The sequence below is a fragment of the Rahnella sp. AN3-3W3 genome (assembly GCF_003263545.1).
Classification (GTDB): domain Bacteria; phylum Pseudomonadota; class Gammaproteobacteria; order Enterobacterales; family Enterobacteriaceae; genus Rahnella; species Rahnella variigena.
Genome location: NZ_JYDG01000054.1, coordinates 65613 through 86828, shown reverse-complemented (window position 1 = coordinate 86828; position 21216 = coordinate 65613). Strand labels below are relative to the sequence as shown.

The window sequence follows — 21216 nt, the reverse complement described above, 5'->3', positions numbered from 1 at the left end:
AATGGCGGAAGTACTCAGACTTCTTCCATTTTTCCCAACAGTGCACGCAGACGATCCTGCCAGACGTGTTGTTCTTCTTTCAGCTGCGCGTTTTCACGCACCAGAGACTCGTGATTGCCGCTGGCCTGCTGAACTTCCTGAGACAAGGTGTTGTTCTGCTCTTTCAGTTCTTCGATTTCCATCTGCAACAGAGTGATGGTATCAATCGCTTGCTGAACTTTAGCTTCTAATTTCTCAAATACTTCAAATGACATTTTTCGGTCCCCTTATGTTCGCAAGGCGCACATCTTATGTTCTGCCGCATCGTCCGGACACGGCTCAAAAATTCCTGCACTCCGTCGATTTTCATAACGAATTCAATTCAAAATTTCGTATAAACGTCGGGTGTCTTAACGGGTGATTGTATGTAGCCAGCTTTGCCCTGTCTACCCAGAACCCCTTTATCCACGCAGTCTGTTGCAATTTAACAGTGCGGGGTATCAGGAAATGCTTAAAAAGCGGTACCTCTTACCAGAAATCGTCCTTAATACCGAATAACCTTAGCCGCCGTAGTGCCATGCAGCGGGGTGTTCGTTTGGCTCAAACGCCCGTATAAAATGTTAAACCCTGTGCTTTTTGCTCTACATCAAGTTAAGCCAATACGCGAAATCGCTCATTTTTATGACACGACACACAAAATTTGATTTCGCTATTTCTCGTTTATGCTCGTTAACGATAAATTCACATTACGTTCTCATTTAATGATGAACGTCAAAATCCGATTACGTTCACGTACGCACGACAGAAAAACTATAACTAACCATTAACATCATCCTTAACAGGATCAAACTATGAGCCAAACCATGAGTTCCACATTAAAAGGTCAGTGCATCGCTGAGTTTCTGGGTACCGGGCTTATCATTTTCTTCGGTGCGGGCTGTGTTGCTGCGCTGAAACTTGCCGGAGCATCCTTTGGCCAGTGGGAAATCAGTATCGTCTGGGGATTTGGTGTGGCAATGGCCATCTACCTGACTGCCGCAATTTCAGGCGCACACCTGAACCCGGCTGTAACCGTCGCCTTATGTTTGTTCGCGAACTTTGAAGGACGCAAAGTTCTGCCTTACATCATCGCACAGGTTGCAGGCGCCTTCTGTGCCGCCGCACTGGTCTACGGCCTTTATTACAATCTGTTCTTCGATTTCGAGCAAAGCCACAACATGGTGCGCGGCAGTGTCGAAAGTCTGGATCTGGCCGGTATCTTCTCGACCTATCCAAACCCGCACATCAGCGTATTACAGGCATTCTTCGTTGAAACCGTGATTACTGCAGTTCTGATGGCGCTGATCCTCGGCCTGACTGACGACGGTAACGGCCTGCCGCGTGGCCCGCTGGCACCGCTGCTGATCGGTATTCTGATTGCAGTTATCGGCGCATCAATGGGGCCACTGACCGGATTCGCCCTGAACCCTGCGCGTGACTTCGGTCCTAAGCTTTTCGCCTACTTCGCTGGCTGGGGCAAAGTCGCCTTCACCGGTGCACGCGATATCCCTTATTTCCTGGTGCCTATTTTCGGTCCGCTGGTGGGTGCTGCCCTGGGTGCCGCAGGTTATAAAGCGTTGATTAGTCGTCATTTACCACATCAGATTAATGTGCCGGTTGAAGATAAAGCACCGCAGCCAACCAAACAGCGTAAGGCCTGATCGGCTAAACTGTTCCACAGCTTACTTATTCGCAGGATGAACATTATGTCAGCAGATACGACTCACGAAAAAAAATACATTGTCGCACTCGACCAGGGTACGACCAGTTCACGCGCCGTGGTTCTGGATCACGATGCCAACATCGTCAGCGTTTCACAGCGCGAATTCACCCAGATATACCCTAAATCTGGCTGGGTTGAGCATGACCCGATGGAAATCTGGTCATCCCAAAGCTCGGTGCTGGTGGAAGTGCTGGCGAAAGCCGACATCAACTCTGATCAGATCGCCGGTATCGGTATCACCAACCAGCGTGAAACCACCATCGTGTGGGAAAAAGAAACCGGCAAGCCAATCTATAACGCGATTGTGTGGCAATGCCGCCGTACTGCTGACATCTGTGAAAAGCTGAAAAAAGATGGCATGGAAGAGTACATCCGTCATAACACCGGCCTGGTGGTTGACCCGTATTTCTCCGGCACCAAACTGAAATGGATCCTCGATCACGTTGAAGGCTCCCGCGAGCGTGCTAAACGTGGCGAACTGCTGTTCGGCACTGTAGACACCTGGTTAGTCTGGAAAATGACTCAGGGACGCGTTCACGTAACGGATTACACTAACGCCTCACGTACCATGCTGTTCAACATCCACGACCTGAAGTGGGATGACCGTATGCTGGAAGCGCTGGACATTCCGCGTGAAATGCTGCCGGAAGTGCGTCCTTCTTCTGAGATTTACGGCCAGACCAACATCGGTGGTAAAGGCGGTACGCGTATTCCAATCGCCGGTATCGCAGGTGACCAGCAGGCGGCGCTTTATGGCCAGCTTTGCGTACAACCGGGTATGGCTAAAAATACTTACGGCACCGGCTGCTTTCTGCTGATGAACACCGGTACTGAAGCGGTCGCTTCTAAAAACGGTCTGCTGACCACCATCGCCTGCGGTCCGCGCGGCGAAGTGAACTACGCACTGGAAGGCGCGGTGTTTGTTGGCGGGGCTTCGATTCAGTGGCTGCGCGACGAACTGAAACTGATCAGCGACGCAACAGACTCCGAATACTTCGCCTCTAAAGTGAAAGACACCAACGGCGTTTACGTGGTACCGGCTTTCACCGGACTCGGTGCGCCTTACTGGGACCCGTATGCCCGTGGCGCCATTTTCGGTCTGAGCCGTGGCGCCAACAGCAACCACATCATCCGTGCAACACTGGAATCTATCGCTTACCAGACCCGCGACGTGCTGGATGCGATGCAGGCTGACTCAGGCACACGTCTGCAGGCGTTGCGTGTGGACGGCGGCGCGGTTGCCAACAACTTCCTGATGCAATTCCAGTCAGACATTTTGGGCACCCGCGTTGAGCGTCCGGAAGTGCTGGAAGTCACCGCGCTGGGTTCTGCTTTCCTCGCAGGTCTTGCCGTCGGCTTCTGGAACGATCTGGAAGAAGTGCGCAGCAAAGCCACTATCGAACGTGAATTCCGCCCAAGCATTGAAACGACGGAACGTAATGTCCGCTATAAAGGCTGGCAAAAAGCGGTAGCACGCGTTCGCTCGTGGGAAGATCACGACGAGTAATCGCCGGATATTATCGCCAACACCTTTCTGAAACTCCCTGCACGGGGAGTTTTTTTATGCCGATTCCCCGTTGTGCTAAAATCGCTCCACAGATGAGCCCTGCCTCACCGACCTCTTTTTTCTTTCTACAGGCCTTCCAATGAAACGTGAATTAGCAATCGAGTTCTCCCGCGTGACCGAAGCTGCCGCGCTCGCCGGTTATAAATGGCTGGGCCGGGGTGATAAAAACCTCGCCGACAACGCTGCCGTTCAGTCCATGCGCATCATGCTCAACAAAGTCGATATCGACGGCACTATCGTCATTGGCGAAGGGGAAATCGATGAAGCGCCGATGCTGTATATCGGTGAAAAGGTCGGTACCGGGAATGGCGATGCGGTGGATATCGCGGTCGATCCAATTGAAGGTACACGCATGACTGCAATGGGACAATCCAACGCACTGGCCGTTCTGGCCGTCGGCGACAAAGGGTCTTTCCTTAATGCGCCGGACATGTACATGGAAAAAATCGCCGTCGGGCCGGGTGCAAAAGGCGCTATCGATCTGAAACTGACGCTGGCTGAGAATCTGGCAAATGTCGCCAGAGCGCTGGATAAACCGCTGACCGAACTGACCGTGGCTGTTTTGGCGAAACCACGCCATGACGACGCTATCCGTGAAATGCTGGCCTCCGGCGTGCGAGTGTTCGCATTCCCGGACGGCGACGTGGCGGCAACTATTCTGACCTGTATGCCGGAAAGCGAAGTGGACGTGTTGTACGGCATCGGCGGCGCACCTGAAGGGGTGATTTCCGCTGCGGTGATCCGCGCGCTGGATGGTGATATGCAAGGCCGTTTACTGGCACGTCATCACGTGAAAGGCGATACGCTGGAAAACCGCCGCATGGGCGAAGATGAGCTGGCGCGTTGTCAGGCGATGGGGATTGAGGCGGGTAAAGTGCTGCTGCTCGATGATATGGCGCGTAACGATAACGTGATTTTCTCCGCAACCGGCATTACCAAAGGCGATCTGCTGGAAGGTATCAGCCGTAAAGGAAATATGGCGACCACCGAAACGCTGCTGATCCGCGGTAAATCCCGCACCATCCGTCGTATCCGCTCGACGCATTATCTCGACCGTAAAGACGCCGCGTTGCACGAATTTATTATCTGACCGGATGCCTTAAAGACAAAAAGCAGAGCTCAGCTCTGCTTTTTTTATGCGCCGGAAGCAGTATCAGACCGTGTGGCCCTGCTCCTGCTGACGGTTCGACATTGGCCACCAGCACAGCAAGATCAGTACCGCCATCGCAAACATCAGCAAACCCAGACTGAACTGACCGGTTTGCGGCAACATCGCAGACATCCACGCCACCAGCCCCGAGCCCATATTTTGCAGGCCACCCACCAGTGCACCCGCCGCACCCGCCAGATACGGAAAAGGCTCCATTGCACCGGTAGTTGCCAATGGGAACAACATGCCAGCGCCGAAGAAGAACAGAGAAGCGGGAACAATCAGCGTCCAGATATTCATGATGCCCAGCCAGCCCGGGATCCACATCGCCAGCCCGGCCAGCAGACAACTGATGACCGAATGCCACATCAGCTGCTGGAAACTTTTTTCGGTACGCCCGGCATACCAGGCACCAAAGAATGCCGCGGGGATCGGCAGGATAAACAGGATGCTGACCATCACGCCGCTCAGTCCGAGAACACCGCCCATCAGCACGCCACAACTGGCTTCGAAGACCGCCACACCGGCCAGCGCACCCACCAGCATCACCAGATAGCGGCTGAAGTTGGCATCTGCCAGCAATAAACGCAGGCTGGCGAACATTTTACGCGGCGGATTATCAGCCGTGAATTCCGGACGGGTTTCCGGCAGCCAGCGGTACATAGAAAACGCCACGCCCGCGCACAGGATCAGCAGAAAACCAAAGCTTGCACGCCAGCCCAGCCACGCAGACAAAGCGCCGCCGATGACCGGTGCCAGCAGCGGACTCACCAGAATTCCCATGTTCAGCAGGCTGTTGGCATGACGCAATGCACCACCGCTGTACAAATCACGCGGCATGGTGCGCGCCATCACGCCCGCCACGCCGGTACCCAGCCCCTGTACCGCACTGGCCAGGATCAGCATATTCAGACTGGTCGACATCATTGCGCCCGCCGCGCCAATCAGGAAAATCATCAGCCCGGCCAGGATCACCGGTCTGCGCCCGATGTTATCGGAGAGCGGTCCGTAAATCAGCTGCGAGCCGCCGTACGTCAGCAGATAGGCCGCCATCACACGCTGCACGGCACCGGGTTTCACCGCCAGACTGGTCGCCATATCCGCGATATTCGGCACATAAATGGTTTGCGCCATCTGGCCAACAGCGACCAGCAAAATCAACATTACAAGCAGGTGAATGTTTTCCAGTTTTTTCATTTTTCAGTTCATTATCAGACAGTGATGGAAAAGTGCAGAACAAATAACCAGTAAACCGGCCGCACGGGCGGCGGCGCATAAGTTAACAAATTAAGATGAATAAGCGAGTATCGCAGTGAACTATCCCGTCCGCCGACTGGCAGCAGGATAAGCCAGCGGTGTAACGCTGGGTGTACAAAAATCGATACTGGCTAACCAGAGCTGATCAGGCTGATAACATTTAACCGATAAGGGATCCGAAAAATTTGAAATAAAATCAGGCCTCAGTTTCGGTATTCATGAATAAATCAGGAACAACGGGAGTTTTTATGGCTGATTGGGTGACGGGAAAAGTCAAAAAAGTTGAGCACTGGACAGACAATTTGTTCAGCATCACGGTCAATGCACCGGTCGATCCTTTTACCGCAGGCCAGTTCGCCAAACTCTCTCTGGATATCGATGGCGAGCGCGTTCAGCGTGCCTATTCGTATGTGAATCCGCCCTCCAGCAACGAACTGGAGTTCTATCTGGTCAATGTGCCGGAAGGAAAGCTCAGCCCGCGCTTGCACGTGATGCAGCCGGGTGACGAAATTAATATCACCAAAGAAGCCGCAGGTTTTTTCGTCATCGAAGAAGTGCCGGAATGCGATACGTTGTGGATGCTGGCAACCGGCACGGCAATCGGGCCGTATCTGTCGATTTTGCAGGAAGGGCTCGGGCTGGAGCGGTTCAAAAATATTGTTCTGGTTCACGCGGCACGCTTCGCGGCTGACCTGAGTTACCTGCCACTCATGCAACAGCTTCAGCGTCGCTATGAGGGCAAATTACATATTCAGACAGTGGTCAGCCGCGAAGAGATTGCCGGTTCGCTGAGCGGTCGTGTACCGGCGCTGATTGAAAACGGCACGCTGGAAACGGCTGTCGGCCTGAAGATGCTGGCAGAAGACAGCCATGTGATGCTGTGCGGAAACCCGCAGATGGTGCGCGATACCCAGCAAGTCCTGAAAGACACGCGGGGTATGCGCAAGCATCTCAAACGCAAGCCGGGCCATATGACCAGCGAGCATTACTGGTAAATCTATGTCCGCAAAACTAGCGGAATCTAACGTCGTCCGGTTCCGGGCCAAAACGATTTGTGCCCGGCGTACCGACAAACGCGCCGCAGTCGATAATCAGCATGATGAAAATCACGGATGGCGCCATACGGCCTAACACCCAGCTCCAGGTTTGCGGCATCGCCGCTGACCAGTTTCCGGCCACCAGCATCCACGCCAGCACAAACAGCAATGCCCACCAGGCGGATTTATTGCGATCATGCAATCTTTTCACCAGCACCGCCGCGGTCGGCCACAGTAATACGACCAGCGCAAAACCGGCGGTCTGATAGGTAATCCATTCCTGTGCGGCAAAAAAGAAATCAGCCACCATCAGAATCAGCCAGCTGACCATCCAGATCCAGAAATCGCGGCGGCCCAGGCGGCCGTTAAAAGAAAACAGTGCATGCTGTAACGTCATTGACAGTCCGTTCCGTAAAGTCCAATGGGAGTAAATTGTTAAATCAGGCGGAGTGTAACCCACAGGCAGCGGCGGCGAGAATCTTTACGCTCTCCTTTTGACATTACCCCCCGTTCCCCGCTTTAATCGGTCTGTTGAAACAAAATAAGAAATGCCCTATGACTGTTGCTCAATCTTTATTACGCCTGGCGCTGCCCGCGCTGTTGATACTGGCCTGCCAGAATGTCGCGCTTGCCGATCCACCGACCGATCATTCAGGCGCAGAAGAGATGCCAAAGGCACCTTATCTGCTGGCTGGCGCACCGACGTTTGAAACGACGCTGATCAATTTCCGCGCAAAATATAATGAAGCCAATCCGACTCAGCAGATTGGCGAGTTCCGTTCCATCAGCGACAAATCGGCGAACAGTTCCCTGACCCGCGCCGCCAGCAAGATTAACGAAAATCTGTACGCTTCGACGGCGCTGGAAAAAGGCACCGGCAAAATCAAAACGCTGCAAATTACCTATTTGCCGATTCAGGGTGCCGAAGAGAAAGCCGCGCGCACGCTGGCGATCAGCTACATGGCGAACCTGATGCGTCAGTTTGACGCCACACTTTCTGCGCCACAAAGCGTGGCGAAAGTGACGTCCATGATTGAGAAAGGTAAAGGCCAGCAGTTTTATAAGCAGGAAGTGGGCGCGGTGCGTTTTGTGATTTCAGACAATGGCGAAAAAGGTCTGACATTCGCCGTGGAGCCGGTCAAGCTTGCGCTGGCTGAGCCGTGAGATGACGGCTTTTAATGACAAAAAGCAAAGCCTTTACGTCCAATGATCTCTATACTGTTGCACAGGTAATCTGCTTATTTGGCAGAAATTTTAATCGACACTCGCGTCCCCTTTTGGAGGAAAAAACATGCGACATCCATTAGTGATGGGTAACTGGAAGCTTAACGGCAGCACCCACATGGTTAACGAACTGATTGCTGCTCTGCGTACTGAACTGAGCACAGTAGTAGGTTGTGGCGTTGCGATTGCTCCACCAGAAGTTTACCTGTCACAGGCTAAACATGCTCTGGCTGGCAGCCGTATCGCGCTGGGTGCTCAGAACGTTGATGCTAACCTGTCCGGCGCATTCACCGGCGAAATCTCTGCCGACATGCTGAAAGACATCGGTGCGCAATACATCATCATCGGTCACTCAGAACGCCGCACTTACCACAAAGAAAGCGACGAGTTCATCGCGAAGAAATTCGGCGTGCTGAAAGAAGCGGGTCTGATCCCTGTTCTGTGCATCGGTGAAACCGAAGCAGAAAACGAAGCTGGCAAAACTGAAGCCGTTTGCGCTAAGCAACTGGATGCGGTTCTGAACACTCTGGGCGCGAAAGCATTCGAAGGCGCAGTTATCGCTTACGAACCAGTTTGGGCGATCGGTACCGGTAAATCTGCAACTCCTGCGCAAGCTCAGGCAGTTCACAAATTCATCCGTGACCACATCGCGAAACAAGATGCTGCGGTTGCTGAACAAGTGATCATCCAGTACGGCGGTTCCGTTAACGCGGCTAACGCTGCTGAGCTGTTCACCCAGCCAGACATCGATGGCGCACTGGTTGGCGGCGCATCACTGAAAGCGGATGCTTTCGCAGTGATCGTGAAAGCGGCTGCAGAAGCTAAACAAGCGTAAGCCTGTTTCTTTTCTTATGCGTAAAAAAACCCCGGCATGCCGGGGTTTTCTTTTTTGGTGGCAAAGAGAGTTATTTGCGAAAGACCTGTCTGTAAAACGTCATTAACGCTTAGAGATCTGATCAAAAATACCGTCTGTCGCGAAATGGTCTTTCTGCGCCTGTGCCCAGGTACCTGCAACCTGATCAATGGTGAACAGTTTCAGTTTCGGGAATTCAGAAGCGAATTTCTTTTCGACTTGCGGATCACGAGGGCGGTAATAGTTTTCTGCCGCGATAGTCTGGCCTTCCGGTGAATACAGATACTTCAGATAGGCATCCGCCACAGTGCGGGTATCACGTTTATCCACCACTTTATCGACCACAGAAACCGTTGGCTCAGCCAGAATCGATTCGCTTGGCGTCACGATTTCAAACTTATCTTTGCCGACTTCTTTGGTCGCCAGCAACGCTTCGTTTTCCCACGCAATCAGCACATCACCGATACCGCGCTCAACGAAAGTATTGGTTGCGCCACGCGCGCCGGAATCCAGCACTTCGACGTTTTTATACAATGCTTTCACGAAATCCTGAGCCTTCGCTTTATCATTGGTGTTGTGATGCAGGGCATAACCCCATGCTGCGAGATAGTTCCAGCGGGCACCGCCTGACGTTTTAGGGTTCGGCGTGATAACCGACACGCCCGGCTTGATCAAATCATTCCAGTCGTGAATTTGTTTCGGATTGCCTTTGCGCACCAGGAAAACAATGGTGGACGTATAAGGTGCAGAGTTGTCCGGCAGACGGGTGATCCAGTTTTTATCGATACGACCGCGCTCGGCAATAGCATCAACGTCATACGCCAGCGCCAGTGTTACCACATCCGCTTCAATGCCGTTAATAACAGACGTGGCCTGTTTTCCTGAACCGCCATGCGACTGACGCACGGTCACGGTATCGCCAGTTTTTGCCTGCCAGTATTTGCTGAACGCTTTGTTGTATTGTTCATAGAACTCACGCGTTGGATCGTATGACACGTTCAGAATCTGAATATCTTTGGCAATTGCTCCGGTTGCCACCAACAGTAATCCCAAACCTACTGCCCATTTACGCATCGCACTCTCCCGAGATAGTTTCTATGGATTTCATTTATTTGTTCGTTAAGGAGAGCGTGCCAGATAAAAATGAAACGCATAAAGAATAAAAGGTTTTTTTCTATTACTTTCTGGAATAAAAAAAGGACGGGCGAAAAAAAACCTCCCGTAAAGGAGGTTCTTTCGATTGCGTAATTAACTGTATCAGAACAGTTTTTTCGCAGTGTCGTACCAGTCTTCTTTGAATTTGCTTTTCTTGTTCTCTGGTGCGATACAAACCGAGATCAGCTCGTGAACCATTTTCTCGTTTTCTACGCCGACACAGAAACCGCCCTGAGAATAGTCGCGGCCTTCTTCCAGCAGCAGGTCAACAGCATAAGCGCCCATGCGGGAAGCTAAGATGCGGTCGTAAGCGACTGGCGCACCACCACGCTGAATGTGACCTAATACCGTGCCACGCGTTTCGCGGCAGGTTTCTTTCTCAATGTATTTGGCCAGCTCTTCGATGTTATCTAACTTCTCCGTGATGGCGACGATAGCGTGTTTTTTACCTTTCGCGATGCCTGCTTTGATTTCAGCAACCAGATCATCACGTTTGAATTCAACTTCCGGGATAGCGATAAATTCGCAACCACCGGCAATCGCAGCCGCCAGAGTCAGGTCACCGCAATAACGGCCCATCACTTCAACGATGGAGATACGCTGGTGTGAAGAGGAGGTATCACGCAGACGGTCAATCGCTTCTACCACAGTGCCCAGCGCCGTGAAGAAACCGATGGTGTAGTCAGTACCGGCAACATCGTTATCGATAGTGCCTGGCAGGCCGATACAACGGATGCCGCCTTCTTTGGTCAGCAAGTCTGCACCTGCATAAGAACCGTCACCACCGATAACCACCAGGCCATCAATACCGCGGTCTTTCATATTCTGCAGCGCCACTTTACGCATTTCCGGGTCACGGAATTCCGGGAAACGAGCTGAACCCAGGAAAGTACCGCCGCGGTTAATCATGTCTGAAACGCTGTAGCGATCCAGTTTGCGCATGCGGTTTTCGTACATGCCGAGGTAGCCATCTTCAATACCGTAGACTTCTAAATCTGCAGATAAAGCGGAGCGGACAACGCCACGGATCGCAGCATTCATGCCTGGGGCATCGCCACCACTTGTCAGTACACCAATTTTTTTGATCATGACTACCTCTGAACTTGTAGATGCAATTTCTTAAGAATCTTGAGCCAGCCTGTTGGGCGAATTTTTCTTGTGCAGCCAAAAGGGCTTACTAGCGTTTGAGCCTATAGTATAACAAAACACCGGTGCTGAATTGATTCAAGTCAGCAAGAATACGCATACACTGCTCTGTACTTCGCAATTTACTGATTCATACGGCTTTTACAAGATATTTCCAGTTCGTTACGCGCAGATTTCCACCTTGTTAATTTACGCTTTTGTGAACCCATGCGGAATTGCAGGCAAAAAAAACCCCACCTTTCGGCGGGGGAAGACAGGGATGGTGTCTATGGCAAGGAAAAACAGGGATCTTACTCGGTCGTGCTGGTACTACTCGTCTTCTGGGCAGAAGAGGGCTGTAATCCAGATAACTGCTTACGCATCTGTTGCATGCGCTGCTCGTGTTTCTGGTTCAATACGTCTTTTTGCTCAGGCGTCAGCAGATTAAACATCTGGTTGCGGATGCGGGCCATTTCGACCTGGCGATCCACCTGTTCCTGAGCCATTAATTCGGCTTGTGACCGGACTGCGGCCTGATCAAACTTTTCGGCGGTAACCAATCTGTGCATCGTTTCTATCTGTTCTACATTTACATGAGGCAGATCTTTACGAGCCTGGTGCATCAGGTCACGCATTTGCTGGCGCTGCTGCTCAGTGAGATTTACACCATCAAACATGGTGTTGCGTTCCTGAGGCTTATCCAACATCGTGCTATCATGTTCTGCTGGCATCGCCGACACTGGTTTTGCGCCATCTGCTAAAACGACACCTGAACTCAGCGTCAGAAGCGTGGCCAAACCGAATGAAGCTGCCTTAAACATCACATACTCCTAAAGTCTTTATCGCTTCATCGCGAATCATTGAAAGCAGTCTAAACCTGCTGCTGCAAACAAGCGTCAGTGCTTGTAAAAGTACGTAAAGTCATGGAATAGCGGCAATTGATGACGTATTTTGCGTCTAGAGGTAAATACAATGAATAAAATTTTGTTAGTTGATGACGACCGTGAACTGACTTCACTTTTGAAAGAATTGCTCGAAATGGAAGGCTTTAATGTTGTGGTGGCTTACGACGGTGAGCAGGCATTAGAGAAAATCGATAATACCATCGATCTTCTGTTACTTGACGTGATGATGCCGAAGAAAAACGGCATTGAAACCCTTAAAGAATTACGCCAGCGCCACCAGACGCCAGTGATTATGTTAACCGCTCGCGGCAGTGAATTAGACCGTGTTCTTGGCCTCGAACTGGGTGCCGATGACTATCTGCCAAAACCGTTTAATGACCGCGAACTGGTTGCCCGTATCAGGGCGATGTTGCGCCGCTCCAACTGGAGCGAGCAGCAGCAAACTAATGAGAACAACGGTTCACCGACGCTGGAAGTCGATGGCTTACAGCTGAATCCAGGCCGTCAGGAAGCCAGCTTTAATGGCGAAGCGCTGGATCTAACCGGTACCGAATTTACCCTGTTGTATTTACTGGCAAAACATCTCGGACAGGTCGTTTCCCGCGAACATCTGAGCCAGGAAGTATTGGGTAAACGTCTGACACCGTTTGACCGTGCGATTGATATGCACATCTCTAATTTACGCCGTAAATTGCCCGATCGTCAGGACGGACATCCGTGGTTTAAAACCCTGCGCGGACGCGGTTATCTGATGGTTTCTGCTTCATGATAAACAGCCTTACGGCACGTATTTTTGCCATTTTCTGGTTTACGTTAGCCCTGGTGCTAATGCTGGTATTGATGGTGCCGAAACTCGATTCACGCCAGATTACGCCGTTGCTCGATAACGAACAACGGCAGGGCCTGATGATTGAACAGCACGTCGAAGCTGAGCTGGCGACCGACCCTGCCAATGATCTGATGTGGTGGCGCAGGCTGTTCCGCGCTATCGACAAATGGGCACCGCCGGGTCAGCGTTTGTTGCTGGTCACCAGCGAAGGGCGCGTGATTGGCGCTCAGCGTAATGAAATGCAGATTGTGCGTAACTTTATCGGCCAGTCTGATAACTCAGATCGTCCGAAAAAGAAAAAATATGGCCGTGTGGAAATGGTCGGGCCCTTCTCGGTTCGTGATGGTGAAGACAATTACCAGCTTTACCTGATGCGCCCAGCCAGCAGTTCTCAGTCTGATTTTATCAACCTGATGTTCGACCGTCCTCTGCTTCTGCTTATCGTCACGATGCTCATCAGCGCCCCGCTGTTGCTGTGGCTGGCGTGGAGCCTGGCGAAACCTGCGCGTAAGTTGAAAAACGCCGCAGATGACGTTGCACGCGGCAATCTCAAGCAGCATCCGGAACTCGAAGCCGGCCCGCAGGAATTCCTTGCTACCGGTGCCAGTTTCAACCAGATGGTCAGCGCTCTCGAACGAATGGTGACGGCGCAACAACGGCTGATATCTGATATCTCACATGAACTTCGTACCCCGCTGACGCGTCTGCAACTGGCTACTGCGCTGATGCGTCGTCGTCATGGCGAAGGTAAAGAGCTGCAACGCATTGAAAATGAAGCGCAACGTCTTGATGGTATGATCAATGACTTACTGGTGTTATCCCGCAGCCAGCACAAAAATGAGCTGTCGCGCGAAACCCTGAAAGCCAATGAACTGTGGGAAGGTGTGATTGACGATGCGCAGTTTGAAGCCGAACAGATGGGCAAAACCCTTGAGGTCACGTCGCCGCCTGGTCCGTGGAAACTGATCGGGAATGCCGCGGCACTCGACAGCGCACTGGAAAATATTGTGCGTAATGCCCTGCGTTATTCACATCATCACATTGCGCTGAACTTCGCCCACGACAGTGAAGGGATCACCATCACCGTTGATGACGACGGTCCGGGCGTGAGTGAAGAAGATCGTGAGCAGATTTTCCGTCCGTTCTACCGGACTGATGAAGCGCGTGACCGTGAATCCGGCGGTACCGGCCTTGGGCTGGCTATCGTGGATACTGCGGTTCAGCAGCACAGAGGCAAAGTCAGAGCCGAGGACAGCCCGCTGGGCGGCCTTCGTTTGATTATCTGGCTGCCGCTGCACCAGCGCTAAGTTTCTGCTATTCTGCGTCCCTCTATCAGGGGGACGCATGCTTAACATCGTTTTATTTGAACCAGAAATCCCGCCAAATACCGGCAATATTATCCGCCTGTGTGCCAACACCGGATGCCAGCTTCACCTCATCGAACCTTTAGGTTTCGGCTGGGATGATAAACGTCTGCGCCGCGCCGGGCTCGATTACCATGAATTCGCCCATATTAAGCATCACGCCAATTATGACGCGTTCCTCAGCAGCGAAAATCCACAACGTCTTTTTGCACTGACGACCAAAGGTACGCCCGCGCACAGTGCCGTCAGCTATCAGGATAATGATTTCCTGCTGTTCGGCCCTGAAACACGTGGGCTGCCAGCATCCATTCTGGATAATCTGCCCGCACAGCACAAAATCCGTATTCCGATGCTCGCAGAAAGCCGCAGCATGAACTTGTCGAATGCTGTTTCAGTGGTGGTGTACGAAGCCTGGCGCCAGCTGGGATATCCGGGCGCACTGCTGAAAGAATAGCGTTGTGGAAATGAAGACGATGGCATGCAGAATGATGCCATCGGAAATGCCTGTCAGATACCGTCGCCGAATTCAAAACCCTGCGCAATACCGTTGAAATGCTGATCCATATCCATGGAAGGACGCTCGCTTTCCGGACGCCCGACAATACGCGCCGGCACGCCCGCAGCGGTGGTATGCGGAGGAACGGATTGCAACACGACCGAGCCCGCCCCGATTTTCGCACCCGCACCCACTTCAATATTACCGAGTATTTTCGCACCAGCACCAATCATGACGCCTTCACGAATTTTAGGGTGACGGTCGCCGCAGGTTTTACCGGTACCGCCGAGGGTAACGGATTGCAAAATCGACACGTCGTTCTCAACAACAGCCGTTTCACCGATGACAATTCCGGTCGCATGGTCAAACATGATGCCGCAACCAATGCGCGCTGCCGGATGAATATCGACGCCAAAAGACACTGAAATCTGATTCTGGAAATAAATCGCCAGCGCTTTACGATCCTGCTTCCACAGCCAGTTACCGATACGGTATGCCTGAAGTGCGTGGAAACCTTTCAGATAGAGCAGCGGAGTCGAATATTTATCGACCGCCGCATCGCGCTGATGCACAGCCAGAATGTCGCGGGCAGCGGACAAGATCATTTGTTCGTCGTTGCGATAGGCTTCTTCAACCACTTCACGGATAGCCATCGCGGGCATAATCGGATTGCCCAGCTTATTGGCCAGAATGTAGCTCAGCGCGCCGCCCAGCGTTTCATGTTTAAGTAACGTCGCATGGAAAAAACTCGCCAGCATCGGTTCACACTCAGCCAGTGCTCTCGCTTCTGATTTAATGTTATTCCAGACCAGCTCTAATTCTTCTAGCGACATCACTTTTCCTTACGACTTTGCAAGTTCGGGTAATAAAAAGCCGCCCTGTCGGGAACACCAACAAGGTGGCTATACTTTATACGCCTTTCAGTGGCTGTGTTTTTCGTCCTTGCTCGCACGGGCAAGTAAACTGATCGCTGCTTCACGCGCATCTTTACCGCAGTACAACACCTGGTAAATCTGTTCTGTGATTGGCATTTCAACGTTGTTACGCTGCGCCAGAGCCCGTACTTCTTTCGTATTGCGATAGCCTTCTACAACCTGTCCGATGGTGTCCTGAGCGGTCTGAACATCCTTGCCTTGTCCCAGCATAATGCCGAAACGGCGGTTGCGGGACTGGTTGTCTGTGCAGGTTAACACCAAATCACCCAGCCCTGCCATGCCCATAAATGTCGCAGGGTCAGCGCCCAAAGCGGCACCCAGACGCGTCATTTCAGCCAGTCCGCGGGTAATCAGCGCGGTTCGGGCATTAGCGCCAAAGCCAATACCATCTGACATTCCGGCACCAATGGCGATAACGTTTTTAATCGCACCACCCAGCTGAACGCCGATAAAATCCGGGTTGCTGTAGACACGGAAACTTTTGCCACAGTGCAGTAACTGCTGCAAATCGTCGGCAAACGTCGCATCGGTTGCGGCCAGAGAGATTGCCGTCGGCATGCCTGCCGCGAGTTCTTTGGCGAATGTCGGCCCGGAAACCACAGCTAACGGAATGGCATCGCCGAGTTCTTCGCGCGCGACATCCTGCAACAGACGGCCGGTTTCCGCCTCAAGCCCCTTCGTCGCCCACACCACACGCGCATCAGGACGCAAGTGGGGTTTAAGCTGGCGCAATACGTCACCAAATACATGGCTGGGTACCACAACCAGCACATTACGGCTGGCGGCTAACGCGACAGACAGATTGGTTTCGAGCAACAGATTATCGGGGAACGGAACATCAGGAAGGAATTCCTGATTACAACGGGCACGTTGTAAGGCGTTGATGTGGACAGGATTATGTCCCCACAGCACAACGGGATGGCCATTTCTGGCGAGAGTAATCGCTAAAGCGGTGCCGTACGAGCCGGCACCGATCACTGTCATTGACGCATTGACGGTTTTCATCAGGCATCCTGATGCGGTTCTGCACCTTCGCCTTCAGCTTGCTGTTGCAGATAGTTCATGAACAGAGCGTCAAAGTTAACAGGTGCCAGATTCAGTTGCGGGAAAGTACCGCGGGAGACCAGGCTGGTGATGCACTCACGAGCATACGGGAACAGAATGTTTGGGCAATATGCACCCAGGCAATGCGCCATCTGGTTGCCATCGATACCGGAGATAGTGAAGATACCACCTTGCTGAACTTCACACAGGAACGCAGTTTCGTCGCCAAGAGAAGACGTTACGGTCACACGCAAGACAACTTCGTATACGCCTTCGGCCAGCTGGCTGGAAGCGGTATCAAGATCCAGTTTAACTTCTGGCTGCCAGTCTTGCTGGAAAACCTGAGGCGCATTTGGCGCTTCAAAAGAGATGTCTTTTGTATAAATACGTTGGATCTGGAAAGCCATCTCGGTGTTATTTTGTTCTGACATGTGAGTAGTACCCCTAAGTTAATAGTCCTTTTAAACACGTAATGCGAAACCACCGCCGCCCTGATTAACCCAGCATTGGGTCAAGGCCACCGCGTGCATCAAGTGCATGTAAATCATCACAACCGCCAACGTGCTGTCCGTCGATAAAGATCTGAGGAACCGTTGAACGACCGCTGCGGGCGATCATTTTTTCACGCTTATCTGCGTCACCATCGATAGCGATTTCATCGAATGAAGCGCCTTTGCTGTTGAGCAGGGCTTTCGCACGATGGCAGTAAGGGCAGGTTGCCTTGGTATAGATTTCAATTTTAGCCATGGGTTCCACCTCAGAGTCGTAGAATTTAATGCCGTAGCGGTTATCTGAACGTCTTATTTACCGCGAATCATTTACCGCGAACTAAAGGCAGGTTTTCACCGCTCCAGCCACTGATACCTTCTTTGAGTGTGAACACACGCTCAAAACCAGCAGCAATCAGGCCTTCAGCCGCAGTACGGGAAGTTTGTCCGGTGGCACATACCACGATTACTGGCTGTGCTTTGTGTTTGGTCAGTTCACCCAGATTGTTGTTTTTGATGTCAGCAGACAACACATTCTGTGATTCAGCGATGTGGCCTTTGCGGAATTCTTCACGCGCGCGAACATCGACAACGATGGCATCTTCTTTATTAATCAGGCGTGTTGCTTCGCCACGGGTGATCTCTTTCACTTTAGAGAAACGTGTTTTAAAGGTGGTCACAATTACTGCAATCAGTAACGCAACCCACGCCAGGCTGAGAACCGGATGCGCACTGATGAACGGCATAATATCTTGCATGGGGTGTAACAACTCCCGTCAGTTGGGGGAAAATTCAAGGCTTCAGAGTATACCTGCGCGCCGGAGCAAATACAGCCAGTAAGCGCGGGCGAATGCCACAATCTGCGGCACGTCTCGGAAAATTAACACGCCTTTATGCTGAAAGTTAACCCTCACCTCACCTCATCTTTGATCTCCTCCGGCTATTCACTTCCTGCACTGGGGTAAAATCAGCCGGCTTAAATGCCTTTAGTCGCGCCTGTTTATCCCGTTTCAGCGGGCGAGCCTATTGAGCATTTCATCTTTTAAACTGAGGTCAATTGACATGTCGAGCAACAAAAAACCGATGGTTCTGGTGATTCTGGACGGCTATGGACATCGCGAAGAGCAACAAGATAACGCGATCCTGAACGCCAAAACGCCGGTGATGGATAATCTGTGGGCCACTCATCCTCACACACTTATCGCTGCCTCCGGACTGGACGTCGGTCTGCCCGACGGTCAGATGGGCAACTCCGAAGTCGGCCATGTCAATTTAGGTGCGGGCCGCATCGTGTATCAGGATCTCACCCGTCTGGACAAAGAAATCAAAGAAGGCGACTTCTTTAATAATAGCGTACTGACCGGTGCGGTTGATCGTGCCATTGCCGCAGGCAAAGCGGTTCACATTATGGGTCTGTTGTCTGCGGGCGGCGTTCACAGTCACGAAGACCACATTATGGCGATGGTGGAACTGGCGCACCGTCGTGGCGCGAAAGCCATTTATCTGCACGCCTTCCTGGATGGCCGTGATACACCGCCGCGCAGCGCTGAAGCTGCACTGAAACGCTTCTCTGAGAAATTCGCACAAATCGGTACTGGCCGTATCGCCTCTATCGTAGGCCGCTATTATGCGATGGATCGTGATAACCGCTGGGATCGCGTACAACTGGCTTACGATTTGATGTCGCAGGCAAAAGGCGCGTTCACTGCCGATAATGCACTGGCTGGCCTGCAGGCCGCTTATGCCCGTGATGAAAATGATGAATTCGTGAAGCCAACTGTATTGCAGGCAGCAGGCGAAGAATCCGCGGCCATCAATGACGGCGATGCACTGATCTTCATGAACTTCCGCGCAGACCGGGCCCGCGAAATCACCCGCGCCTTTATCAGTCCGGACTTCGATGGTTTTGCCCGCGAAAAAGTCATCAACTTCGGCGATTTCATCATGCTGACCGAATATGCCGCGGACATCAACGCTGCCTGCGCCTATCCGCCAGCATCACTAAAAAATACCCTCGGCGAGTGGCTGATGGCACATGGCAAAACTCAACTGCGTATTTCCGAAACTGAGAAATATGCACACGTTACCTTCTTCTTTAACGGCGGTATGGAAGACTCATTTGAAGGCGAAGACCGCATTCTGGTGAAATCTCCGAACGTGGCGACTTATGACCTGCAACCGGAAATGAGTTCGGCTGAACTGACGGAAAAACTGCTCGGCGCAATTGCCAGCGGTAAATATGACACCATCATTTGTAACTATCCGAATGGCGATATGGTCGGTCATACCGGCGTTTACGACGCTGCGGTGAGCGCCGTTGAAGCACTGGATAATTGTGTTGCTCAGGTTGTGGATGCCGTGAAAGCAGCCGGTGGCCAGTTGCTGATCACCGCCGACCACGGTAACGCAGAACAAATGCGCGACCCGGCTACCGGTCAGGCACACACCGCGCACACCAGTCTGCCGGTGCCGTTAATCTACATTGGGGGAAATGCACAAGCGGTTGAAGGCGGTAAATTGTCTGATATCGCACCAACAATGCTTTCACTGATGGGCATGGAAATTCCGGCAGAAATGAGCGGCAAACCGCTGTTTATCGCACGCTAATTTCTCTTAAAGCTCTGTTACAAAGGCGTACTGACACCCGTTGGTACGCCTTTTTTGTTTGTGCATCAGCCGGTTGATTAGTGTTACGATACGAGAAGGGACAGCCATATTGTCTATCATCCACGGTCGACAAGCGGAAAAAAGTTTGAGCAAATTCATTCATTTCAGCCTGATGAGAACCCGCCTTTCCGCTCAGGACAAGGCCGTATCTGTTTTCCCATCTTCAGCCTTATTACTTTGTGCTTCTTTACTCTCTCTTTCCGTGAGTGTGCATGCTGACGACAATAAAGATCAGCTAAAAACCATTCAGCAAAACATCGCGGAAAAAGAAAAAAGCGTTAAGCAGCAGAAACAACAGCGCGGCACTTTATTACAGCAATTGCAGGCGCAGGAAAAAACCATTGCCTCCGCCAGCAGCCAGCTGCGTGTAACTCAGTCAACCCTCGCCACACTCAGCAAAGACATTGCCGGACTTAACGCCTCTATCGATAAGTTGCAAAAACAGCAAAAGACGCAGGAAGAGATCCTGGCAAAACAGCTCGATGCAGCATTCCGTATCGGCCAGCATAAAGGCTTGCAACTGCTGCTCAGCGGTGAAGAGAGCGAACGTAATGAGCGGATCCTGGCGTATTTCGGCTATCTGAATACCGAACGACAGAAAACCATCGAAGAGCTGAAACAGACCCGCACCACGCTGGCTGAACAACGTGTTTCTTTGCAATCAAAGCAAACACAACAAAAAAGCCTGCTGAGTGAACAACAATCACAGCAACAAAAACTCGAACAGGCGCGTGCCGCCCGTAAGAAAACGCTCACGGCGCTGGAATCCTCATTGCAAAAAGATGAGCAGAGCCTGACGGAGCTGCGCGCCAACGAATCCAGCCTGCAAAACAAAATTGCCGCCGCTGAACGTGCCGCCAAAGCCCGTGCGGAAAAAGAAGCGCGGGAAGCCGCCGCCGTGCGAGCGAAAGAACAGCAAGCGAAGAAAAAAGGTTCAACCTATAAACCAACCCAAAGCGAACAGTCACTGATGGCCCGAACCGGCGGTCTGGGACGTCCTTCGGGTCAAAATATGTGGCCGGTTAACGGTTCGTTGATACATCGCTTCGGCGAACAGCTACAGGGTGAACTACGCTGGAAAGGCATCGTCATTTCAGCACGCGAAGGCAGTGATGTTCGGGCTATTGCCGACGGACGCGTCATTCTGTCGGACTGGTTACAGGGCTACGGGCTGGTTGTGGTTATCGACCATGGTAAAGGCGATATGAGTCTATATGGTTACAACCAGGATGCACTGGTCAGCGTTGGCGATCAGGTCAGAACCGGTCAGGCCATTGCTAAAGTTGGGAACAGCGGCGGACAGGGCCAGCCATCGCTGTATTTTGAAATTCGTCGTCAGGGCCAGGCAGTAAATCCACAGCCGTGGTTGGGAAGATAGC

22 protein-coding genes are annotated in these 21216 nt (G+C 52.1%); 11 read left to right on the top strand and 11 right to left on the bottom strand.

Going from position 1 to position 21216, the window contains the following annotated elements; translation table 11 throughout:
• Positions 1–14: 14 nt before the first annotated feature.
• Positions 15–254, bottom strand: coding sequence for a septal ring assembly protein ZapB (gene zapB / locus UC15_RS15925; protein ID WP_013577585.1), 240 nt, complete (start codon positions 252–254; stop codon positions 15–17).
• Positions 255–830: 576 nt separating this feature from the next.
• On the opposite strand from zapB, the gene UC15_RS15920 reads away from it, so the two are divergent.
• From UC15_RS15920 to glpX, 3 genes are all read left to right on the top strand, one after another.
• Complete coding sequence (locus UC15_RS15920) at positions 831–1679, top strand: MIP/aquaporin family protein (protein ID WP_112289343.1); 849 nt, start codon at positions 831–833, stop codon at positions 1677–1679.
• A gap of 45 nt (positions 1680–1724) precedes the next feature.
• On the top strand, positions 1725–3248 hold the full coding sequence (glpK, locus tag UC15_RS15915; RefSeq protein WP_112289342.1) for a glycerol kinase GlpK: 1524 nt from the start codon (positions 1725–1727) through the stop codon (positions 3246–3248).
• Between the two features lie 139 nt (positions 3249–3387).
• The gene (glpX, locus tag UC15_RS15910) at positions 3388–4398 is read left to right on the top strand and encodes a class II fructose-bisphosphatase (RefSeq protein WP_112289341.1); all 1011 of its coding nucleotides are present in this window, start codon (positions 3388–3390) and stop codon (positions 4396–4398) included.
• A gap of 63 nt (positions 4399–4461) precedes the next feature.
• Here the strand turns inward: glpX and emrD are convergent, their stop codons facing one another.
• Positions 4462–5655, bottom strand: coding sequence for a multidrug efflux MFS transporter EmrD (gene emrD, locus UC15_RS15905; RefSeq protein WP_112289340.1), 1194 nt, complete (start codon positions 5653–5655; stop codon positions 4462–4464).
• Positions 5656–5963: 308 nt separating this feature from the next.
• Between emrD and fpr the strand changes: the two genes are divergently transcribed.
• On the top strand, positions 5964–6710 hold the full coding sequence (gene fpr, locus UC15_RS15900) for a ferredoxin--NADP(+) reductase (protein WP_112289339.1): 747 nt from the start codon (positions 5964–5966) through the stop codon (positions 6708–6710).
• A gap of 16 nt (positions 6711–6726) precedes the next feature.
• Here the strand turns inward: fpr and UC15_RS15895 are convergent, their stop codons facing one another.
• Positions 6727–7149 (bottom strand): DUF805 domain-containing protein, encoded by a 423-nt coding sequence (locus UC15_RS15895; protein ID WP_112289338.1) that lies wholly within the window; start codon positions 7147–7149, stop codon positions 6727–6729.
• 158 nt (positions 7150–7307) lie between these two features.
• Here UC15_RS15895 and UC15_RS15890 point away from each other — a divergent pair, with 158 nt between their 5' ends.
• Together UC15_RS15890 and tpiA are read left to right on the top strand one after the other, a co-directional pair.
• A complete protein-coding gene (locus UC15_RS15890; protein ID WP_112289337.1) occupies positions 7308–7916 on the top strand; it encodes a DUF1454 family protein in 609 nt (202 codons plus the stop codon).
• A gap of 127 nt (positions 7917–8043) precedes the next feature.
• Entirely contained in the window at positions 8044–8811 is a 768-nt protein-coding gene (tpiA, locus tag UC15_RS15885) for a triose-phosphate isomerase (RefSeq protein ID WP_112289336.1), read from the top strand.
• A gap of 102 nt (positions 8812–8913) precedes the next feature.
• Here tpiA and UC15_RS15880 read toward each other — a convergent pair whose 3' ends face one another.
• The 3 genes from UC15_RS15880 to cpxP form a co-directional block, all read right to left on the bottom strand.
• Positions 8914–9903: a sulfate ABC transporter substrate-binding protein gene (locus UC15_RS15880; RefSeq protein WP_112289335.1), complete on the bottom strand. Its 990-nt coding sequence runs from the start codon at positions 9901–9903 to the stop codon at positions 8914–8916.
• A 183-nt stretch (positions 9904–10086) separates the two neighbouring features.
• Complete coding sequence (gene pfkA, locus UC15_RS15875) at positions 10087–11073, bottom strand: 6-phosphofructokinase (RefSeq protein ID WP_112289334.1); 987 nt, start codon at positions 11071–11073, stop codon at positions 10087–10089.
• A gap of 347 nt (positions 11074–11420) precedes the next feature.
• Positions 11421–11930, bottom strand: a complete 510-nt coding sequence (gene cpxP / locus UC15_RS15870; protein ID WP_112289333.1) for a cell-envelope stress modulator CpxP — start codon at positions 11928–11930, stop codon at positions 11421–11423.
• 151 nt (positions 11931–12081) lie between these two features.
• Here cpxP and cpxR point away from each other — a divergent pair, with 151 nt between their 5' ends.
• From cpxR to trmL, 3 genes are read left to right on the top strand one after another with little or no spacing between them, the layout of a single operon-like run.
• Positions 12082–12783: an envelope stress response regulator transcription factor CpxR gene (gene cpxR, locus UC15_RS15865; protein WP_013577597.1), complete on the top strand. Its 702-nt coding sequence runs from the start codon at positions 12082–12084 to the stop codon at positions 12781–12783.
• On the top strand, positions 12780–14150 hold the full coding sequence (gene cpxA, locus UC15_RS15860; protein WP_112289332.1) for an envelope stress sensor histidine kinase CpxA: 1371 nt from the start codon (positions 12780–12782) through the stop codon (positions 14148–14150). Before cpxR ends, cpxA begins: the two co-directional genes overlap by 4 nt.
• 37 nt (positions 14151–14187) lie before the next feature.
• Positions 14188–14661, top strand: coding sequence for a tRNA (uridine(34)/cytosine(34)/5-carboxymethylaminomethyluridine(34)-2'-O)-methyltransferase TrmL (trmL, locus tag UC15_RS15855; protein ID WP_112289331.1), 474 nt, complete (start codon positions 14188–14190; stop codon positions 14659–14661).
• A 53-nt stretch (positions 14662–14714) separates the two neighbouring features.
• Here the strand turns inward: trmL and cysE are convergent, their stop codons facing one another.
• The 5 genes from cysE to UC15_RS15830 form a co-directional block, all read right to left on the bottom strand.
• Positions 14715–15536 carry a serine O-acetyltransferase gene (gene cysE / locus UC15_RS15850; RefSeq protein WP_013577600.1) on the bottom strand — a complete coding sequence of 274 codons (822 nt, stop codon included), beginning with the start codon at positions 15534–15536 and terminating at the stop codon, positions 14715–14717.
• An 87-nt stretch (positions 15537–15623) separates the two neighbouring features.
• Positions 15624–16643: an NAD(P)H-dependent glycerol-3-phosphate dehydrogenase gene (gene gpsA, locus UC15_RS15845; protein ID WP_112289330.1), complete on the bottom strand. Its 1020-nt coding sequence runs from the start codon at positions 16641–16643 to the stop codon at positions 15624–15626.
• Positions 16643–17113 (bottom strand): protein-export chaperone SecB, encoded by a 471-nt coding sequence (gene secB / locus UC15_RS15840; protein ID WP_013577602.1) that lies wholly within the window; start codon positions 17111–17113, stop codon positions 16643–16645. Before secB ends, gpsA begins: the two co-directional genes overlap by 1 nt.
• Before the next feature lie 64 nt (positions 17114–17177).
• A complete protein-coding gene (gene grxC, locus UC15_RS15835) occupies positions 17178–17429 on the bottom strand; it encodes a glutaredoxin 3 (RefSeq protein WP_013577603.1) in 252 nt (83 codons plus the stop codon).
• Positions 17430–17496: 67 nt separating this feature from the next.
• On the bottom strand, positions 17497–17928 hold the full coding sequence (locus UC15_RS15830) for a rhodanese-like domain-containing protein (RefSeq protein WP_015699203.1): 432 nt from the start codon (positions 17926–17928) through the stop codon (positions 17497–17499).
• Positions 17929–18232: 304 nt separating this feature from the next.
• Between UC15_RS15830 and gpmM the strand changes: the two genes are divergently transcribed.
• Positions 18233–19777 (top strand): 2,3-bisphosphoglycerate-independent phosphoglycerate mutase, encoded by a 1545-nt coding sequence (gene gpmM, locus UC15_RS15825; RefSeq protein WP_112289329.1) that lies wholly within the window; start codon positions 18233–18235, stop codon positions 19775–19777.
• A 172-nt stretch (positions 19778–19949) separates the two neighbouring features.
• Complete coding sequence (gene envC, locus UC15_RS15820) at positions 19950–21215, top strand: murein hydrolase activator EnvC (RefSeq protein WP_198659717.1); 1266 nt, start codon at positions 19950–19952, stop codon at positions 21213–21215.
• Position 21216 lies beyond the last annotated feature (1 nt).

Coding starts and splice junctions, on each gene's coding strand:
- cysE (WP_013577600.1), bottom strand. CDS start 15,536: ATGTCGCTAGAAGAATTAGAGCTGGTCTGGAATAACATTAAATCAGAA.
- secB (WP_013577602.1), bottom strand. CDS start 17,113: ATGTCAGAACAAAATAACACCGAGATGGCTTTCCAGATCCAACGTATT.
- tpiA (WP_112289336.1), top strand. CDS start 8,044: ATGCGACATCCATTAGTGATGGGTAACTGGAAGCTTAACGGCAGCACC.
- glpK (WP_112289342.1), top strand. CDS start 1,725: ATGTCAGCAGATACGACTCACGAAAAAAAATACATTGTCGCACTCGAC.
- trmL (WP_112289331.1), top strand. CDS start 14,188: ATGCTTAACATCGTTTTATTTGAACCAGAAATCCCGCCAAATACCGGC.
- envC (WP_198659717.1), top strand. CDS start 19,950: ATGAGAACCCGCCTTTCCGCTCAGGACAAGGCCGTATCTGTTTTCCCA.
- zapB (WP_013577585.1), bottom strand. CDS start 254: ATGTCATTTGAAGTATTTGAGAAATTAGAAGCTAAAGTTCAGCAAGCG.
- cpxA (WP_112289332.1), top strand. CDS start 12,780: ATGATAAACAGCCTTACGGCACGTATTTTTGCCATTTTCTGGTTTACG.
- gpsA (WP_112289330.1), bottom strand. CDS start 16,643: ATGAAAACCGTCAATGCGTCAATGACAGTGATCGGTGCCGGCTCGTAC.
- UC15_RS15895 (WP_112289338.1), bottom strand. CDS start 7,149: ATGACGTTACAGCATGCACTGTTTTCTTTTAACGGCCGCCTGGGCCGC.
- pfkA (WP_112289334.1), bottom strand. CDS start 11,073: ATGATCAAAAAAATTGGTGTACTGACAAGTGGTGGCGATGCCCCAGGC.
- fpr (WP_112289339.1), top strand. CDS start 5,964: ATGGCTGATTGGGTGACGGGAAAAGTCAAAAAAGTTGAGCACTGGACA.
- glpX (WP_112289341.1), top strand. CDS start 3,388: ATGAAACGTGAATTAGCAATCGAGTTCTCCCGCGTGACCGAAGCTGCC.
- cpxR (WP_013577597.1), top strand. CDS start 12,082: ATGAATAAAATTTTGTTAGTTGATGACGACCGTGAACTGACTTCACTT.
- UC15_RS15890 (WP_112289337.1), top strand. CDS start 7,308: ATGACTGTTGCTCAATCTTTATTACGCCTGGCGCTGCCCGCGCTGTTG.
- UC15_RS15920 (WP_112289343.1), top strand. CDS start 831: ATGAGCCAAACCATGAGTTCCACATTAAAAGGTCAGTGCATCGCTGAG.
- emrD (WP_112289340.1), bottom strand. CDS start 5,655: ATGAAAAAACTGGAAAACATTCACCTGCTTGTAATGTTGATTTTGCTG.
- UC15_RS15830 (WP_015699203.1), bottom strand. CDS start 17,928: ATGCAAGATATTATGCCGTTCATCAGTGCGCATCCGGTTCTCAGCCTG.
- UC15_RS15880 (WP_112289335.1), bottom strand. CDS start 9,903: ATGCGTAAATGGGCAGTAGGTTTGGGATTACTGTTGGTGGCAACCGGA.
- grxC (WP_013577603.1), bottom strand. CDS start 17,429: ATGGCTAAAATTGAAATCTATACCAAGGCAACCTGCCCTTACTGCCAT.
- gpmM (WP_112289329.1), top strand. CDS start 18,233: ATGTCGAGCAACAAAAAACCGATGGTTCTGGTGATTCTGGACGGCTAT.
- cpxP (WP_112289333.1), bottom strand. CDS start 11,930: ATGTTTAAGGCAGCTTCATTCGGTTTGGCCACGCTTCTGACGCTGAGT.